Source organism: Pontibacter saemangeumensis, assembly GCF_039541895.1.
Lineage (GTDB): Bacteria > Bacteroidota > Bacteroidia > Cytophagales > Hymenobacteraceae > Pontibacter > Pontibacter saemangeumensis.
This window is the reverse complement of the sequence record NZ_BAABHC010000002.1, coordinates 12,161-30,290: the sequence shown is the minus strand read 5'-3', so window position 1 is coordinate 30,290 and position 18,130 is coordinate 12,161. Positions and strand designations below refer to the sequence as shown.

Here is an 18,130-nt window from a genome sequence, read left to right as displayed (position 1 = left end):
TTGTACAGTACTCGCTGGGATTTACTAAAAAAGCAGTTGCAAACAGCTAAAACCACGGTGCCAAGAGTACAAAGCTGCATCAATTTTTAAGTTTTATACAATACGCTGCATTTTTTGCGGATTATCCTATATTTGGAACGGAGATGGAGTGATCGGGGGAAAGCCTTTCTCGTTTCAGCCTATTCATATGCGCGGCGCTTATGGGACTGGGTAACGTGTGTCAGAAAATTTGATCAATATTATAATAACCAACACCATGAATAATGTTTACGAAGGAAAAGTGATGTGGTCTCACCTGGACGTTAACATGCATATGCGCCACTCTGCCTATGCCGATTTCGCGGCCCAGGCACGCATTTCCGTGTTAGATAGCCTCGGGCTTACCTTCGCAGTTTTCCAGGACCTGAAGCTTGGGCCAATTCTTTTCCGCGAGGAGTTGGTGTACCTGAAAGAGATCGGCATCAACGAGAACATAAAAGTAACCATCGAACTGTTCAGGAGCCGCCCCGATGGCTCCCGCTGGTCGATCCGGCACATCGTTTACCGCGAAGATGGATTGCGTGCCGCGGTGGTGACGGTAGACGGTGCCTGGCTGGATGTAGTGAAGCGTAAACTGACCGTGCTGCCAAAAGAACAGGCTGAAAAGTTCTCGCTCTTGCCCAAGAGCATCGATTACGAGGAGATACCAACCTAAGCTCCTTTAAATGCCTCGCATGCTTTGTGGGTGATTGCTTCCTGCAGGAGGAGCCAAATGCTTAAACAGTAGCACCCAGTTGCCTGCTATCGGGAGGAGTTGAGTTAGTCCGCTGCAGATTTCCCTGTCAGGTAGTTCAGATACAGCATATGCTTGGCAATATCGTTATACTACTCCTTTCCTGGCTGCTGCTCCGGCTCGAGCAGCGGAGCCTGTCTGTGCTGGGCTTATCTCCTTCGCTGCTGCGGTTGTTACAACTGGTGCTGGGGTTCCTGGCTACACTGGCCCTGGCCATCCTGCTCCGCAACCTTTTTGCTTTCCTGGCTAGTTTCGAATGGGTACCCATGCCTGGCTTAGGCACGGGTTTCCTTTTTGAAGGGCTGTACAATACCTTTCAGTCCGTTTTGTTCGAGGAGTTGCTCTTCCGGGGATACCTGCTTTACCGGTTAATGAAACTGGCAGGGGAGAAGAAAGCGGCCTTACTCAGCGCCGCTGCTTTCGGCATCTATCATTGGTTTACATTCTCGGTCTGGGGCAACCCTGCGCTGATGATTTGGGTGCTGGTTTATACCGGTTTCTGGGGGCTGATGCTTGCCTATGCCTACACCCGCACCGGCTCACTGGCATTGCCCATCGGCCTGCACTGGGGCTGGAACCTCGTGGACCAGGTAATCTACAACGAACGGGGAGGCAGCCTGTTCACTGCGCTTACCTCCGTGCACACCCGCTACCTGAGCAGCCTTGAAAGCATGATATGGCTGCAGCTTCCGCCGCTTCTTTTCGCTGTTGCGGTTATCGTGCTGCTCTCGCAGTACAGGCTGCCAGCCAAGTTTTCGAAGCACTCCTGATTTACCCTGCCAGGTGAGCCGGCGGAACCGCCAGAATACCGGCGGTTGCTCCTGAAGGCCCAATCAGCAGCCGGGTAATACGCTGTTCAAATTAAAAATCACATATCCTTATAAGCCGGAGGGGGAGGTGGCTGCGGTGGTGGGAAACACCTACCAGCTCCACCTGCAGGTAGGCGACAAGACCTACGAATCCAGAAAGGTGAAGATGCTGCAGCCGGTGCCCATCGACTCGCTCTACACCGCGTTTGCGGAGGTAGAGGTGGGCCTTTGGGGGAAGCGGGAAAAAAAACTGATGCCCGGCTACAGGTTTATCCTGGATTACACGGACCCTGCAGGGCAGAAAAACTATTACCGGTGGTCTGTCGCCAGCGTGATCGAGGTGTTTACCCAGCCAGAGGACTATGTAGATTACAGTTGCAGGGGATGCCCCAGGCCCGCACCCAAAGACTGCTGTGCCCACTGCTGGATATATGAGCGATCAGAACTGTATGATGTGGAGAGCGACCGCCTCACCGACGGGCGGAAAAACATTAACCACGAGCTGCGCTTTGTCCCCTTTGAGCGCGACCTGCAGGCCAAACACAAAATGACCGTTTACCAACATGTTATCTCTGAGGAGGCGTATAATTTCTTTCAGGTGGTGGAGCAGCAGCGGCAAACGACAGGTACGGTGTTCGACCCGCCGCCGTCGCAGTTAAAAGGCAATGTGTACAATGTGGAGAACCCGGACGAGCAGGTGATCGGCTACTTCGACGCATCAGCGGTGAGCATGAAGCAGATCGTGATAGCGCGTGAGAACATCACAGAGGCGAATGTGGGCGAGTATGTGTACCCCGATGATTGCCGCACCATCCGCAACGCCACCACCCGGCTACCGGAGAACTGGTAAAAGACAGGGAGAAAGTATATATAAAAGGCCCGGTTGCTTTACTTCTAAAGCAACCGGGCCTTTTATATATAGATACTTACATCCTGGCCGCTTTCATGCCGCTTCCGATAACCAGGGCATCTTCAATGGCCCCAAGGACAGGGTCTGCAAGGCGGGTGTGCCCGGAGAGGTACTGCCGGAGATAGAAACTGCCATAAGTAGCCGCCACAGCTGCTGCTGCCCCTATGGCGGCTCCCTTAAAGGCTTTTTCGTTGCTCATCATATACACAGCCGCGCCCACCAATGCGCCCGAGGCACCGCGCACAAACAGGCTCGGCACTGCAATCCGGTCGGGGGCCTGAGGGAGTTTGTCACCAGCCATTTCACTGGCGGCAAGTCCTTTGAGGGCCATGGCCACTTTTGCATTGCCCAAAAAACGCAGGGGCGTGCGCTGCAGCGGGCTGCTGTGGTTTTTACTCAGGAAGTGGCTCAGCAGCATTGGGGCAGCCTGAGAGCGCAAGCCTGCAAGCGCACCAAAGGCCAAAGCTTTATAAAGTGTGTTTTCCATCGTCTTACATTTTGTCTGCCCGTTTACGCAATTTAGAGTCAGACAGCTATTGAAGTTAAAGGCTGTAATGGCGCTTGTTAACCGGGTTGCTGCCCGGGAGCGGCTGTGAATCAGCGTTTCCATTCCTTACCGAGGAAAGGGAGTATATATACTTCAAGTGCTTTGATATTCAACCCGTGAAGTGAAAATTCCCCCAATCTAATAGCTAAGAAAATCACCTACGTTATTGCCAGCAGCAAGTCAATCGGACCACAGCGCGTTCATCCAAAAAATAATTGAAATTGAAAGATGGAATCTTTGTAACTATTTCGTTAAATTATGTGGTACGTTAGGGATGAGCAGGAGGGATGATCTGAAAATGTAGGTTTTATGAAAAGGCATTAGAATGGACGTAACATGTATAGACGCATAAACCTGCTGCTGAACATCAAGCCCTCGGAAGCAAAACTGGTGGGGCACCTTTTCCTGGTGCAATACTTTATAGGGGTTGCCACGGCTTTCCTTTTCACTAGCTCGCTCACCCTCATCCTCTCTTCCTATCCTGTTACCGTTTACCCGAAGATCTATATACTGGCGGCTGGCTTTCTTTTCATCGCCAATATGCTTTACAGCCGGCTGGAAGCCAGGTTTGCCCCGGAGAAACTGCTGCAGGTTATCGTGGCTTTTTCTGCCGGGTCTATTCTGCTGCACTGGGCCTGCCTGACGTATATTCCCTCGCAATGGCTGCCACTGTTCCTGGCCGTCTGGAACATGGTGGTTTATATGCTTGTGGGCTACGCTTTCTGGGGGATGGCTGCGATCCTGTTTAATGTGCGGGAGAGCAAGCGCCTTTTTTCTATCGTGGGCGCAGGCGATATACCTGCCAAAATGCTGGGCTATTTCTCTGTGACGGCCCTGGTGCCGCTGATCGGGGTCGTGAACCTGTTGTGGGTGTCGGTTCTGGCGTTTGTTGTGGTGGATGTGCTGCTCCGCAAATTCGACTTTTCCAGCAGGTTAAGCGTTGCTCACGGCCCGGCCACGCATGCGCAGGAGCAGCATGCCTCCGAAAGCCCCTCTTTTGTGAGGCGCTTCTTCCAGAACAGGCTCATCCTGTTCATCGCCTTCTGGTCGCTGCTCGCTTACACGATCTACTCTGTCATTGACTTTACCTTTCTCTCTGAGATCAAGCGCCGCTACACCACCGACCACGAACTGGCCACGTTTATCTCAGTTTTCTTTGCCTTTGGCCGGTTGCTGGCCATCGGCATCAAACTGCTGTTCAGCAGCCGGGTGATCGCGCGGCTGGGGCTGGCAAACTGCCTGCTGATCGCGCCGCTGCTGTTGCTGCTTGTCAATGTCTTTATACTGCTGGCAGGCGGGCCGCTCGAGTCGCACCTATACGCATTCGGGGTGATGGTGCTGCTGTCTGAGATTCTGCGGTCCACGCTGCAGGAGCCTGTGTTTTTTGTGCTCTTCCAGCCGCTTCACCCGCACAGCCGCCTGAAGGGGCACCTCATCGCCAAAGGGTACCCGTTGCCTGTCGCCTTGCTGTTCGTCGGTTCTTTCCTGGCGCTCTACTTCGAGTATTTCGATCATGAGCATATCGCTATCCCTTTTGTGAGCAAGGTGCTGTTGTTTATGCTGTTGGGTTGGGGGGCAAGCGTGTTTCTGGTGCGCAACGCGTACCGGCGCACCCTGGAGGGCGTGATCAGCAAGGGCTACTTTACAGGCAGCACGCTGTTTCTGAATGAGCAGTCGGTAAAGGATGTGCTGGTGCAGAAAGCCGCCAGCCAGGATCCGAAAGTGGCGATTCATGCGCTTAGCCTGCTTGAAAAGGCGGACTACGCGGACATTGACTCGCTGCTGCTCGGGCAACTGCAGTCCGGAACCTATGAATTGCGGGAGTATGTGCTCTTCCGGGTCATCGCCAACAAAATGGTAAGCGCCGTGCCGCTCATCAAGGCAAAACTGGAGGTGGAGCCGGATGTAGAGGTGAAAGCTCTGATGGTCAAAGCCCTTTATTACCTCGATAGTGGCATCCTGACGACCGGTGTTGCCGCCCTGCATAACCTGGGTCAGAAAAATAAAAAAGCGGCCTTAGCCGGGCTTTTACACCGGAAAGAGGCCGGTGCCGACGCCATTGTGGCGCAGGAGTTACAGCGCATGACCCACAGCGAAGCCAATGAGGATAAATTAGTAGCCATCGACATCATCAAAGAAATACAGCGTGGGGATCACGAACAGGTACTCGGGACGCTGTTGCAGGACGATGACCAGGCAGTGTTTACCAGGGCCATGGAGGCGGCGGGAGAAGTAAAGGAACTAGGGCTGCTGGCCCAGGTGGTGCAGGTGGGGCTTGCCAGAACGGCGCCGGCGGCTTTGCAGAAATCGCTGCTACTCTATGGTGACAGAATTTTTGGAACGGCCTATATCCAGCGCAGGGCTTACCCGCAGGCGTTGAACCCTGTGCTGCTGAAAGTGGCAAGTAAGAGTAAAGGGGAGAGCGCCACTGTTTTTTTAGAGCAGCTGGTGCAGGAGAGTAGCTCCGATATGACAGGCATTATTGATGCGCTGTGGCAGAAAAAAGCGGCAGTAACCACAGAAACGCAGTTTTTGCTGAAGAAGCAGCTAAAGCTACAGTTAAAGCAAAGCCTCCTGAAAGCTACTTATTACGTGCACCTGAAAACCAATGATGCGCTAAAGCCTTTGCAGGAGGCCGTCTGCTCCGAAATACACCAGGATATACAGCGCCTGTTTAAGTGCCTGTCGCTGGTATACGAGCGCAGGCAGATTGAACGGGTAATGGAGCTATATAACCAACCGGATAGCGCCAAGGTGTACAATGCCATTGAGATGCTCGAACTGATCATCCCGCGGAAGTACTTCAATAGTCTGAACACGCTCATGGAACTGGAGCAGGACACACTGAAAGGCCAGGTAGTGATGCACCCCACGAAAGAGTTGTCTGTCAGTGGCATAATACAGGAAATACTGACGGGAAATAAAGCGCACTTTAACAACTGGACCAGGTCGGTAGCATGCTATATGATTCCGAGACTGGAGGAAGCGCATTTTGCGGTTGGGGTGTTAAATAAAATCGAAGACCAGGAAGATCCGTTGTTTCAGGAGACACGGGATTATGTTATGACCTTGCTAAATTAAGAAAGAATGTTGCTGATAGAGAAAGTGCTGATTCTGCGATCCTCTGATATCTTCCAGAACACCCCGGAACAGGAGTTGGTGGGGCTGGCAGGTATATTGGAGGAAATGTACCTGGAGCCGGAAGAAAACCTTTTTTCGAAGGGCGATAAAGGAACCTGCATGTATTTTATATACAAGGGCCAGGTGCGCATACACGACGGAAACTATACCCTTGCGGTGCTGGAAGACAATGATATCGTGGGGGAGCTGTCTGTGCTGGATTCTGAGTCGCGTTCGGCCAGCGCCACAACCATCGATGAGACCATTCTGCTGAAGCTGGAGCAGGAGCCGTTCTATGAGATCATGATGAACAACGTGGAGGTACTCAAAGGCATCCTCAACACCCTCTGCCGCCGCCTGCGCATCATGGATGATAAAAGCGTGTCTTTCCACAATAAAACACTGCCCGCCGTTCCGACAGTTTAGCCTCCTCCTTAGCTTACTGTGACAGAGGTCTAAGCTATATATAAACCGCTCGTAACTTAAACAGTAGCACGGGCATTGGGAAAGGATCGGACTGAAAAGCAGTTATCTTCCAGTGTCATTCAAAGGAAATGTTGGTTTGGAGATACGCAGCACTACTATAGCAGGAGCACAATGCCTGAAAATGTCAGTCCTGAAACAGGAGCAACATGGATATAGGAGCCGCTCCCGCTGAGCCGTGTATCCGGAGTTGGCCTGTCTGGTCAATCTCCCTGCCGGCGGCAGCCACACGCCAGGTCCCTTCTAGTGCTACGCGGGCAACCGTCCGGTTTGCATTATATACCACAATGATATCCTTCCAGCTGTCGCCGTTCGCATGGTCCTTTATATGAAATGCAACGACACCCGGCTCCGTTTGCAGGAAATGCAGGTGCCGTCTCACCATCCCGGCTGTTGGCATGCTGAAGGCCAGGTGTGCTTTTCGCAGCGATACCAGGTTTTTATAATAAGAGAAAGCATCCTGATGGGCAGTTTTCCAGTTCCAGTCGATCTGGTTGATGGCGTCCGGGAGGTTGTAGCTGTTGTGCTCGCCTTTCTTGGTGCGCAGCATCTCCACGCCGGCGTGCAGAAACGGTATGCCCTGTGCGGTCAGCACGACGGCATTGGCCAGCAGGTGCATCCTTTTCAGTTCCTCTTCCGAAGCGCCTGCCGTTGATAGCCTCAGTTTATCGTAAAGCGTATGGTTGTCGTGGCAGGAGACGTAGGAAACCGCCTGCCAGGGCTCCCTTGCCCACGCTGCCCGCCCGGCGTGCACCTCCGGGTGCTGCGTGCTCCCGACCACGCCAAACTTGACTTTCTCTTCCATGCCGCTGGCTCCCTGCACAAATCCCTTGCCTTTTTTCTCAAAAACAGAGCCCTTCAGGGCGTCGCGCAGGTCGTCGCTGAAGGCGGCTATATGTTCTAACTTATGGGTATGAATTTTGGTGGCGCGGAGGGCTTCTGGCACCGGGCTCTCACCGGCTGTCCAGCCTTCGCCATATACCAGTATATGGGGGTTGATGTCCTTCAGCACGACCGTGAGCAGGTTCATGGTCTCGATGTCGTGGATACCCATCAGGTCGAACCGGAAGCCGTCTATATGGTACTCCCGCGCCCAATAGCAGCAGGACTCTAATATAAACTTGCGCATCATGATGCGTTCGCTGGCAGTTTCGTTTCCACAGCCGGAGGCGTCAGACCAGTTGCCATAGGCAGTATGCCTGTAGTAGTAACCTGGCAACTCAAGATTGAAATTAGAGTTTTCCGCGACGCCCGTGTGGTTGTACACCACGTCCAGGATGACCCCGAAGCCCTGGCTGTGGAAGCCCTGCACCATCTCCTTAAACTCCCGGATGCGCACCTCTGCGCGGTAAGAGTCAGATGCATAGGACCCTTCCGGCACATTGTAGTTCTGCGGGTCATAGCCCCAGTTATACTGCGGCTTTTCCGGAGCGGATTCGTCTACAGACATAAAGTCGAAAGCAGGCAGCAAGTGCACATGCGTGATACCCAGCTCTTTCAAATGATCGATGCCCGTTGCGAGGCCGGCAGGGTTCGCGGTTCCCTGCTCCACCATCCCCAGGTACTTGCCCGGGATTGTGCTGCCGGAATTTTTACAGATCGTAAAATCCCGGATATGTGCCTCGTACAGCACCGCCTCGTTCGGGGAGGAGATGGCAGGCCCGCGGTCACTTTCCCAGTTCACCGGGTCAGTGGCAGCCAGGTCGAGCACCATGGCGCGCTGGCCGTTTACCCCGACGGCCGTGGCATATATACCGGGCGTCTCGTCCAGCCATACCCCGTTTGATTTTACCTGGTAAGTATAGTAAATCCCCAGGAGATCCTCGCAGACAGTCAGCGTCCAGAGCCCCGCCTCCGTTTCTTCCAGCTCAGCTTTGCCCAGGCAGTGGCCGCCGCAGCCTTTTTCGTAAAAGTTTACCTTCACCTTCTCCGCCGCCGGCGACCATATACGGAAAGTGGTGCTGCTCGGGGTGTAGCAGGTCCAAAGGTTGGCGTTCGGGTAAGTCGGGTAATGGGCGTAGGTCCTGAAAACAGAAGGCGCTTTGGCTGAATAAAATTTCATGTAGAATCAAACCGTAAGAGTGAGGGAACAGACAGCGAATGGGTGCTTCGGCTTTTCGTATGCTGGTAAGACAACCACAAAAACTTTGCCTGACGAAAGGCTGGGGGATAACTCGGGATAATGTCGCTTTGCCGCGTGCCCGGGGAAATGTGCCCTGCTCTGAACATCAAATTGCCCGCGTACCTTGGGGTAGTGTAAAAATGCCCTTTTATTTAACCCGTATAAATAAGTAAAGCAGGAGTTTATATATGTATACTTAAAGCACTACTACAAGGTGTAGCGGCGGAATTTATATGCTACCTGCTTTCCGTTTGCAGCAGGTATTTCTCTATCGCCACGGCTACACCGTCTTCGGTGCTGGGCAGCGTTATTTCAGCGGCTACGGCTTTTACCTCCTCGCGGGCATTGCCCACGGCGATGCCTTTACCTACCGCCTGCAACAGTTCAATGTCGTTGTAATTGTCCCCGAAGGCCATCACCTCCTCCATAGATATGGCATAGTTTTTCTTTAGGATCAGCTCCAGGGCCGTTGCTTTCGAAATGGAGCGAGGGGCAAGCTCCAGGTAGGTAGACTTAGAGCGGTATATATAAATCTCCTCCCCGTACTTCCTGGTCAGTGCCTCTGCCATGTCGGCTATTTCCTGCTCCGGGCCCATGCACATGACTTTGTGCGCCCCAGTGTCTGTTGCATGCCACTCGCCCAGCACCGCGTTCAGCGCCCCTATATTCGGGGAAACCTTGGTTACCCGCTCTTCCTTCTCAGCCCATTTATCGAACTGGGGGGCATACCAATTGTCCTCTTTGTAAAGACTCACATGGATGTCGGTGCCATGGGCCATCTCCACTATTTCGGCGCACATTGAAACCGGTATTTGCACCGAGTCGATGACGGCAGGGGCAGCAGACCCCTCGTTGAAAAGCAGCACATAGCCGCCGTTGAAGCAGATCATGGGATGGTGCAGGATGCCAAGCTCCTCCTGCAGGTGGCGCATGGCGCCGGGCATGCGCGATGAGGCAAGGATAACCGGTATGTTTTTATCGAGCTTTCTGAATGCGGCAACGGTTCTGGGGGATAGCTCCCGGCGATTGTCCAGCAGGGTGCCGTCTATATCGGAGCAAATAGCTTTGATCTTCATTTCTGATGGTTACGCTAAGAGGGATCCTGTTGCATATCAGGATGCAGGGTAATAAAATGTTTGCTTTGCATCGGCGGAAAAAAAGGCGTTTGCAAAGCGAAAAAGCAATGTCAGGGAATTTTCTACGGCGACACAGGAAGTATGCATCGGCTACGGTGGTAAAAAGCAGCGGGATCGGCCAACGAATGCTGGTCCCGCTGCTGCTACTGGCTTTACTGGAACGTGCCGGGGAATGGGAAAACTATTCCCTGCCTTTCTTTTTTTCCTGCTTGGCAGCGCGTTTCTCCTTCTCTGTTTTCGCGGGTTTTTTCTTCGCTTCTTTCTTCGCGTCTTGTGACTTAGCCATATGGGTTGATTTTTAAAGGTTGAACGTTATAAATATAAGGGAAAGTGTGCAAGGTTGCCCCCTCTATACCTAAAAACAGGGCCGTGGGATGCATTATACACCATAATAATCTTGAAGCCTTATGCTTACAGCCATTGTTCCGGCCTGTGGCAGCGTAAAGCGCATCAGGGTGCGTGATCAATAGCAGTAAATATAGCAGTAATAAATATTTGCACCTACCTTCGCACTTCCAAATTCTTCTACGGCAAAGTAAGCAGCTCACAGGCAGGCTTCTGCAGGCGCTACACGCGTTGATGAGGGTATAGGATATTTAAAATGTCCCTTCAGAACCAAAACAAGCGCATTCTGCGGGCGTTGTAGCAGTAGCAGGGATGCTTCATCCGGCACATTAACTTTAGACACTTATGCGTTTCCGTTCCTATTCGTTATTCTTTTTTATCTGGGTGATCACCTTCGGGTGCCAGCAAGCTGAAGTCATTCCGCGCATCTCCCTGGAAGCGGAGCAGATGCTGCTGGGTAACCCCAGCGGTGCCACCGCCGAGGTGCGCGACTACAACAACTTTCTGCTCCTGAAACCGCAGTACGCGCTGTCGTACAGCCGGGACAGGGGCACGCCCAACTGGGTGAGTTGGCACGTGAGCCAGGACTGGCTTGGCAGCGCCCCGCGCCAGGACAACTTCAGGAGCGATGCCTCGCTGCCGGAGGGCTGGTACCGCGTCACGGCCTCCAGCTATAGCGGCAGTGGCTTTGACCGGGGCCATAACGCGCCCTCCGCCGACCGCACCCGCTCGGTGGATGAAAATGCCGCTACTTTTCTGATGACCAACATGATCCCGCAGGCCCCCCGCAACAACCAGGAGACCTGGGCCAGGCTGGAGGATTATACACGGGAGTTGGTGCAGCAAGGGCAGGAGGTGTACGTGATGATGGGCAGCTACGGTGTGGGCGGTACCGGCAGCGAAGGCACTTCCCGCAAGATCGATGATGGCCGTGTGACGGTTCCCAGCCGCATCTGGAAAGTGCTGGTGGTGTTACCCGAAGGGGATGATGACCTTTCCCGTATCACGACTGCCACGCGCGTAATCGCTGTCAACACGCCAAACACCAATTCGGTGCGGCCAGACTGGACGTCCTATCTCACCACGGTGGACGCCATTGAGCAAGCGACAGGCTACGATCTGCTAAAGGCGGTGCCCGGGGAGGTGCAGGAAGTGCTGGAAAGCCGGCTAGACAAAGGGGTTCTGAAGTAGAATCAGGAGTCCTTCTTTTTAAGCACCCGTGCGGTAGAAGGAGTGTTACAGGAGGTTAAGCTTCAGGAAGAAGAGTTATGGATGAAGGTCCTGTTATTCAGATAACTATGGTTGTTTCATGGTTTTCTGTTCCTCCTGCCAGCGCATGCGGTAGGCATTCATTGCGGTGTTGCCCAACTTCTGCAGCAGCTTGTAGTTTACGACAGCGCCTACCGGTGCGCCGATTATCGGAATGAGCTGTGCCATCTTCGGGATATCGATGTAATCGCGGTACTCCTGCTGAAAGGTGCGCCAGTCGAACTGGTGGATATCCTCCGGAAGGTGCTTCTTCTGTTCTTCCCAGTTCACCATTTGCAGGTAGACCCGCCGCCGTTGCTCCTGGCTGCTGAAAGCCAGCTGGAAAACGTGCAGCAGGAACAGGCGCTCGCGGTAATCTTCGACGGAGTAGCCGTAGAGCGCCGTTATCTCATACAGCATTTTCAGTTTGAGGCTCAACAAAAGGGGGAAGTCCGCAAAGCCCAGCAAGATACCGCCTGCCCCGGTGATGCCGCCTTCTGCCGCTGCCGCCCGCTTATAGAAGGCGATGCGCTCCTGTACCAGCGCCTCCTTCATAAAAAGAGCGCCGTGTTTCTCCGGCTTTTTTGTGGTCAGTTTAGCGCCAAACAGCACTCCCCGGATCATCTGCTTGATGGTGGTGGTGATAGCGTTGTGTACCTTTTCCGGAATGTAACTGTTGAGCTTGTGCTGCACCCTCGTCGCAAGTTTGCTAACCAGGGAAGGCGGCCGCAGCATTTCCTGTTGCCAGGCTCTTAGCTCCCGTAAAGCGTGTTGTTCATAAGCTTGCGCAGACATAGGCTGTTTCAATTAAACGGCTTAAGGCAGAAGATGTGCCACACATTCGGAGCTCCTCAACAAACCGCTTCAAGGGATGTGCCACCTCGTGCTCTACCCAAAAATTACGTTAACTGCTGATGAGGTTTGAACCGCTATTGTGTAAACACATTTAGCATAACACGACACCTCTGCTCATAAGCGCTCGCATAAAAGTCGTCTAAAACCGCAAATAAACGACATTACTGCTGCACTTTAGTTTCCTGCTGCGCCTCTGAGATACCAGCCAGCAGTTCCTCGTCCGTGGTTTCCTCCAGCCAGTTCTTCGGCAGTTCAAGCCGCACCGACTGTGCACCGCCGCCTGGCGTGCAGACCACCGGCACCTGCCCGTTGCCGTTCTCGGATAAAGCCGCTGCTTTGTCTCCTTTTTTACCTTCCAGGCCGCTATAGGCTTGCACGCAGGTCCAGGCTGTATTCTGAGTATCTGTTACTTCTCGTTGTATCATATATAAAATATAAAAGGAGAACAATTTAATCATCCCCGGTACACTTACTGCAAAATGCACCGCCGGGATGCCTGTTGCAATAAATATCCGGGCATGCCGGTAAGTCAAACCCGGGATACAGCTGAGCTGGAAGAATCTACATCGGGCAGGTTGGCAACCCGATACTAACGGGTAGGGAACCCGCTGCCAAAGAAAACGGGCGGTATATATCCCAATGTTGTGAATTACTCTAACATAACCTTCCGGTACGTACAAGCATATAATATATAGGAGAGGCCGGCAACCCAATCCCATTAAAACAAGCCGGTGACCCATAAATTTTTTTAAATTATAAAGAACAGAGCTATGGCAAAAGTAAAATGGACCGTTGACCCGGCACACAGTGAAGTACAGTTTAAGGTAAAGCACCTCATGATCACGACTGTCACCGGTTTCTTTACCAGTTACAACGTGGAGGTGGAAACAGAAGACGAGGACTTTACAAAAGCATCAAGTATTGTGTTCACGGCTGATGTCGATTCTATCAGCACCAACAACGAGCAGCGCGATACGCACCTGAAGTCGGAGGATTTCTTTGATGCGGCCAATCACGGACAGATTAAGTTTGTCGGCAACAAGTACGAGGAAATTTCAGATGGCACCGCCAAGCTACATGGTGAGCTGAACATTCGGGGCGTAGCGAAGCCCGTGACCGTGAACGTAGAGTACCATGGCACAGTGGTAGACCCATACGGACAGACAAAAGCCGGTTTTACGATCGAAGGCAAGATAAGCCGTAAAGCCTTTGGCCTGACCTGGGATGCTGTGACGGAAGCCGGTAGCGTGGTGGTGAGCGACGACATCAGGCTACATGCCGAAATACAGTTGGTGAAACAGAACTGATAGCTGAAATAGCGTGAGCTATGGTAGCCGCCTTTGCCCTCGCGGCAGAGGCGGCTATTTTTTTCCCCCATTGGCATGAAGCGGTGTAATGCCAATATCAATTGGTTGATGCGCAATGCAGTTACCTGTCTGCAGATTCCCCTCCTTCGAGGGGCAGGGGGTGGGTTTTATAGAACATCTTCGTTCGCAGAGTTCAGTTGAAAATGTATTACCTAGCCGTTATATATAGGAGCGTATCTTTGAGAAAGGGTGGGAAAGCCTGAAATGCCATTTACCTGCCGCCGCATCCACACCGTGCTTACTTGAAGACACAAGCTGCAGAACATTAACAGCGAGGGTTTTTGCTGAGGAATAATTCAACGGGGCGCACTGAAACTCTCCATAATATTTTATAACTTCACCCTCTGATTCTCATATTCGGATGTAGCAGATAACCTCTCACTTATATGTTATATCATCTACAAGCAAATACCAGGCTGCCAGCATGAACAACGACCTCTTTCAACAGTTTGGGGAGTCCAGCAAGAAAATCCTTTTTTTGTTTAACCTGGGCACCATGCAATTCGATTACCTGAACAAGGCCGTAGAATCTATTTGGAAATTAGACCGGCAGGCGGTGCTGGATTCACCTGTGCGGCTCATTTCCCATATCCATCCAGATGACAGGAAGGCAGTTGTCAAGCGCTACGAACTGTTGCTGCAGGAAGAGAAAAGCCATCTGGTGGAGGTAAGCCTGAAACTGCCGGACGGTACCCGGAAAGAGGTGAAAATAGATGCCCACCCGCTAAAGGATGCGGCAGGAAAACTGACCCATATAGCAGGCGATGTAGAGGATGTCACCAGGCAGTCGCAGTACGTGGACTACCTCCGGGAGTATACCCGCAGGAAAAACAGCGCGCTTGAGATCATTGCCCATGACCTGCGCGGGCCGCTCTCCATTGTCAAAGGCATCGCCTCACTGCTTGAGAGTGAGCACCAGGAGAAGAACTACGAGGAAGTCGGCACCTACACCAACATCATTCTCGGCGCCTACGACAATTGCCTGGGCATCATAACCGATGTGCTGAGCGACGAGCACCTGAAGTCTCCCCTGATCTATATGAACACCCAGCGGTTTGAGATTGTGGAAAGGGTGCGAAAACTGCTGCACTCGTACCAGGTGGCGAAAGGAATGGACTATCAGTTTGAGTTGGTGAGCAGCGACGAAAAGATCATGGTGGAGCTGGATGAGGTCAAGCTGATGCAGGTGCTCAACAACCTGCTCTCCAATTCCATTAAGTTCACACCTGCAGGCGGACAGATCAAGATAGAATTCAAAAAAGAGAACAACAACCTGCTGGTGCTGCACTCTGATACGGGCATCGGGATTCCGGAAGAGCTGCAGTCGCATATCTTCCAAAGGTACAGCAAATTGTCACGGGAGGGATTGCGCGGCGAGTCCACCAATGGCGTGGGGCTCTCTATTGTGCGGGAACTGGTAGAGGTGCAAGGCGGAAAAATATGGGTCGAAAGCGAAGGGGATGGCCAGGGCACTACCTTTTTCCTCAGTTTTCCCTTGCCGGAAGAGTAGGAACAGCGCGGGATGATACTAAAGTCCCATTCCACAACACTGACCTACTTCCCAAAACTGTGGCTCGAAAGGCGTATTCAAACCACTGATTAACGGTGCCCTTGCCTGTATACTGTATAAATTTCAGAAGAATGCACATTTTGAGTGGCATCATTGTTCAGGTAACATGAGGTATTTTGTTGAAGAAGGCTCAGTTGTGCGAGAGATTTGGGGGAAGAGCGATACTATCCTCTTTATTTTTGCCGGTGCTTCCGCCGAATTCGCCCTGAACAAGGCAGTTGACTGGCTTTATTTCACCGGAAAGCTACCCGCCGACCCGCTCGGAAGGCTATTCTCCACAGTCGCCTATGCACGGCAGATCGTTTTTTCGGAGCTGGAAGGTGCCCATCGGGCCATCGATAAAATGGCTTCCATCCATGCTGCGGTGGAGGCCAAGCGCGGGATGGCCATCCCCGACTGGGCATACCGCGACGTGCTGTTCATGCTCATCGACTATTCGATCCGCTCTTATGAGCTTCTGGAGCGAAAGCTGACTGAGACTGAGAAAGCAGAGGTGTTTCAGGTGTTTAACCGGGTGGGAAGCCGGATGGGTATTCACGGCTTACCCGCTGCATATAAAGATTGGATGGTGATGCGTGAGGAGCACCTGGGGCAAAACCTGCAGAAAGGGCCCTATACCCTTAACCTGTATCAGCAATACAGGAAGCACCTGGGCCCGGTTCGCTACGCCTTGCTGTTGCAGGGGCAGGTGCTGGTGGTGCCGGCCATTGTAAACAACATGCTGCGGCTCGGAAGCTTTTCGCTGCTGTCCCCGGTGCTGGCTATCTACAAAGTATGCCGAAAGCTCCGCCTCGAATGGCTTCTGAAGGCAGCCATCCTGCCTCCGTCATACAAAACTGAGATCAAAGCACTGGATACGTCTCCTTCGTGAGTAGGTATAGCAAAAAGACGCTTTTTTTGAAAAGAAGAGACCATTCATAGAACCTTGGGCGAAGCGGCACAGTTAAGGGACCTTGTAAAGCTTCAACAGGTATGGATGTCTTTTTGAGCGCGCTGACCCCGTCGTTTCTTCTTCATATGTTTGTGCACGTGGCAGTGCCTGTGGGGGTGGCAGCCTTATTTTTCCGAAAAGATTTCCGGCACGCTTCGCTTTTGATGCTGGCGGGCATCCTCATCGATATAGACCATCTGGCGGCAAGCCCCATCGTAGACCCAAGCCGGTGCAGCGTAGGCTATCACCTGCTGCACAGTTTCTGGCTTATACCCGTCTACGTCACACTGGCTTTATATCCCAGAACGCGGCTCATTGGGCTGGGGCTTGTCATTCATATCGTGCTGGATACCGCAGAATGCATCCGGTACGGGCAGCCCCTGGAGTTAATCTCGCCTCTATAGGGTACTTTCTGCCCCGGTAAGTCAATTAGCAGGGCTACTTCCCCTGAAGCCGTCTGTTTTCACAGGAACGCCCTCGGGGTTGATAAACTGCACCTGCTGCCGTGGATAGACAGGGATTATCTTTTCGACGTATTCCTGCTTCGCCAGCTCCTGCGTTATCCGGAAGGTGAGTTCGCTTTTCCATTTCCTGCGCTCACGGGCACCCACCAGGTAGCGGATGGTGATGTTGGTCCAGGAGTCTTCGATGGAGACGAACACCTGTGGCCGTTCTGCCACATGGTCCTCCAGGCCCGCTTTCCGCAGCAGCTGGGCATACATTTTGGCAGGCGCGATCATGTAATTCCCCAGCAGTTCCGTGGAAAGGTTCTCCAGCACTTCCATCGAGAGCCGGATATCTGATTCGTTCGCTATGGCCACGCTAAGCTCATCCCACACATAGGGGAAGTCGCCGGTCAGGTTGGTGACGGTGCCGGTCAGTATCTCGTTGTTCGGGAAGGTGACCATTCTGCCTGTCGGCTGCTCCGCCTGCACAAAGCCAGGCTGGTACGGGGCCCCGATCTCCCAAACAGTGGTGGTGAGGAAATCAATGCGGTACACGTCCCCGAAAACTTCCCCCACCCGAATGCGGTCGCCGACTTTGTAATAGCCTTGAAAAGAGTTTAACAACCAGCCCGTGAAGCTTTCGATCGGCGTCTGCAGCGACCAGGAGAGGGCCAGGCCGATCAGTCCGAAGGAGCCCACGAGCGCACGGATGTCGCCGGCCACAACACTCACCGCAATGCCGATGGCCAGCAGCCAGACCGAAATGAGTACCAAGGTGGTGATAGCGCTGGTGCTCTGCCAGCGCCCAAGGGTTTTCTGCAGCACCATGCGCAGGAACCGCGTCAGGAGCCAGGCCAGCACCAGAATGCTGAAGGCGATCAGCATTTTTGGCAGGTTAAAATAAAAGCTGTCCCAGAGGTTTTGCAACGCGCCGATGGCCTCGTCGGCAGACTCCTTGCTGGAACCCGTCTCGCGTATCACCGAACGGGCAGTGTCTGCTGTGGTGTCTGACAGCTCGGCAACCGCCCCGGAGTCCGAAATGGCAGTGTCCGCCGCCGCCTCCTGCTGCGGCACATCCTGGGCCGCCAGCCCCGCCTCGCCCGGAGAAGCCAGCATGATGATAAAACCTGTGATCGCAACAGCGAGGATAGAAGCCTGCCGGAAATTCTTGAGCCTGTTTTCTGCTGCGCCTTTCACCCTGGTGGGCCCCGCCAGGCGCCTTTCCCTGACTCTTCCGCTGGCAGGTGTGGTTTTTTTGAGCCGGTTGCCGACCCGTATGCCGCTCGCGCGCTGGGGTAAGGCGCCTGACTGCGCTGAGGGGCTTCCTGCATTTCGGTTTCTGTTGTAGTAGCGGGGCATATAGGCACGGTAATTCCTGATAAATCTGTTAGGTTGTACTCTTCTGTGAAAGAGTGTGTTGCAGCCATTTGTTGCACAGGGCTTGCCGAGCTCCGGCAGCCAACCCTATA

The 18,130-nt window shown here is 53.1% G+C and carries 16 protein-coding genes; 10 read left to right on the top strand and 6 right to left on the bottom strand.

The annotated features are described in order from the left end of the window. Nucleotides 1-256 precede the first annotated feature (256 nt). The 3 genes from ABD920_RS01745 (at nt 257) to ABD920_RS01735 (ending at nt 2,431) form a co-directional block, all read left to right on the top strand. Nucleotides 257-694, top strand: coding sequence for an acyl-CoA thioesterase (locus ABD920_RS01745; RefSeq protein WP_345156420.1), 438 nt, complete (start codon nt 257-259; stop codon nt 692-694). 149 nt (nt 695-843) lie between these two features. After that, on the top strand, nt 844-1,542 hold the full coding sequence (locus ABD920_RS01740) for a CPBP family glutamic-type intramembrane protease (RefSeq protein WP_345156419.1): 699 nt from the start codon (nt 844-846) through the stop codon (nt 1,540-1,542). Nucleotides 1,543-1,624: 82 nt separating this feature from the next. Continuing rightward, entirely contained in the window at nt 1,625-2,431 is an 807-nt protein-coding gene (locus ABD920_RS01735; RefSeq protein WP_425568544.1) for a DUF4249 domain-containing protein, read from the top strand. Between the two features lie 76 nt (nt 2,432-2,507). Here ABD920_RS01735 and ABD920_RS01730 read toward each other — a convergent pair whose 3' ends face one another. Continuing rightward, entirely contained in the window at nt 2,508-2,978 is a 471-nt protein-coding gene (locus tag ABD920_RS01730) for a DUF4126 family protein (RefSeq protein WP_345156417.1), read from the bottom strand. A 396-nt stretch (nt 2,979-3,374) separates the two neighbouring features. Between ABD920_RS01730 and ABD920_RS01725 the strand changes: the two genes are divergently transcribed. After that, the gene (locus tag ABD920_RS01725; RefSeq protein WP_345156416.1) at nt 3,375-6,119 is read left to right on the top strand and encodes an NTP/NDP exchange transporter; all 2,745 of its coding nucleotides are present in this window, start codon (nt 3,375-3,377) and stop codon (nt 6,117-6,119) included. A 6-nt stretch (nt 6,120-6,125) separates the two neighbouring features. Then, the gene (locus tag ABD920_RS01720; RefSeq protein ID WP_345156415.1) at nt 6,126-6,584 is read left to right on the top strand and encodes a Crp/Fnr family transcriptional regulator; all 459 of its coding nucleotides are present in this window, start codon (nt 6,126-6,128) and stop codon (nt 6,582-6,584) included. Between the two features lie 184 nt (nt 6,585-6,768). On the opposite strand, the gene pulA is transcribed toward ABD920_RS01720, so the two are convergent. Both pulA and ABD920_RS01710 read right to left on the bottom strand, forming a co-directional pair. Next, nucleotides 6,769-8,703 carry a type I pullulanase gene (pulA, locus tag ABD920_RS01715; protein ID WP_345156414.1) on the bottom strand — a complete coding sequence of 645 codons (1,935 nt, stop codon included), beginning with the start codon at nt 8,701-8,703 and terminating at the stop codon, nt 6,769-6,771. A 296-nt stretch (nt 8,704-8,999) separates the two neighbouring features. Beyond that, nucleotides 9,000-9,839 carry a Cof-type HAD-IIB family hydrolase gene (locus tag ABD920_RS01710; RefSeq protein ID WP_345156413.1) on the bottom strand — a complete coding sequence of 280 codons (840 nt, stop codon included), beginning with the start codon at nt 9,837-9,839 and terminating at the stop codon, nt 9,000-9,002. 750 nt (nt 9,840-10,589) lie between these two features. On the opposite strand from ABD920_RS01710, the gene ABD920_RS01705 reads away from it, so the two are divergent. Beyond that, the gene (locus ABD920_RS01705) at nt 10,590-11,435 is read left to right on the top strand and encodes a DNA/RNA non-specific endonuclease (RefSeq protein ID WP_345156412.1); all 846 of its coding nucleotides are present in this window, start codon (nt 10,590-10,592) and stop codon (nt 11,433-11,435) included. 105 nt (nt 11,436-11,540) lie between these two features. Here the strand turns inward: ABD920_RS01705 and ABD920_RS01700 are convergent, their stop codons facing one another. Both ABD920_RS01700 and ABD920_RS01695 read right to left on the bottom strand, forming a co-directional pair. After that, entirely contained in the window at nt 11,541-12,287 is a 747-nt protein-coding gene (locus ABD920_RS01700; protein ID WP_345156411.1) for an EcsC family protein, read from the bottom strand. A 221-nt stretch (nt 12,288-12,508) separates the two neighbouring features. Further along, nucleotides 12,509-12,772, bottom strand: a complete 264-nt coding sequence (locus ABD920_RS01695) for a hypothetical protein (RefSeq protein ID WP_345156410.1) — start codon at nt 12,770-12,772, stop codon at nt 12,509-12,511. A 345-nt stretch (nt 12,773-13,117) separates the two neighbouring features. Here ABD920_RS01695 and ABD920_RS01690 point away from each other — a divergent pair, with 345 nt between their 5' ends. The 4 genes from ABD920_RS01690 to ABD920_RS01675 all read left to right on the top strand — a co-directional run bounded on the left by ABD920_RS01690 (nt 13,118) and on the right by ABD920_RS01675 (nt 16,619). Further along, nucleotides 13,118-13,654, top strand: coding sequence for a YceI family protein (locus ABD920_RS01690; RefSeq protein ID WP_345156408.1), 537 nt, complete (start codon nt 13,118-13,120; stop codon nt 13,652-13,654). A gap of 484 nt (nt 13,655-14,138) precedes the next feature. Continuing rightward, nucleotides 14,139-15,224, top strand: a complete 1,086-nt coding sequence (locus tag ABD920_RS01685) for a PAS domain-containing sensor histidine kinase (protein WP_345156407.1) — start codon at nt 14,139-14,141, stop codon at nt 15,222-15,224. Between the two features lie 196 nt (nt 15,225-15,420). Next, a complete protein-coding gene (locus ABD920_RS01680; RefSeq protein WP_425568531.1) occupies nt 15,421-16,155 on the top strand; it encodes an oxygenase MpaB family protein in 735 nt (244 codons plus the stop codon). A 101-nt stretch (nt 16,156-16,256) separates the two neighbouring features. Further along, the gene (locus tag ABD920_RS01675; protein ID WP_345156405.1) at nt 16,257-16,619 is read left to right on the top strand and encodes a DUF6122 family protein; all 363 of its coding nucleotides are present in this window, start codon (nt 16,257-16,259) and stop codon (nt 16,617-16,619) included. 21 nt (nt 16,620-16,640) lie between these two features. Here the strand turns inward: ABD920_RS01675 and ABD920_RS01670 are convergent, their stop codons facing one another. Continuing rightward, a complete protein-coding gene (locus ABD920_RS01670; RefSeq protein WP_345156404.1) occupies nt 16,641-18,020 on the bottom strand; it encodes a mechanosensitive ion channel family protein in 1,380 nt (459 codons plus the stop codon). Nucleotides 18,021-18,130: the final 110 nt, after the last annotated feature.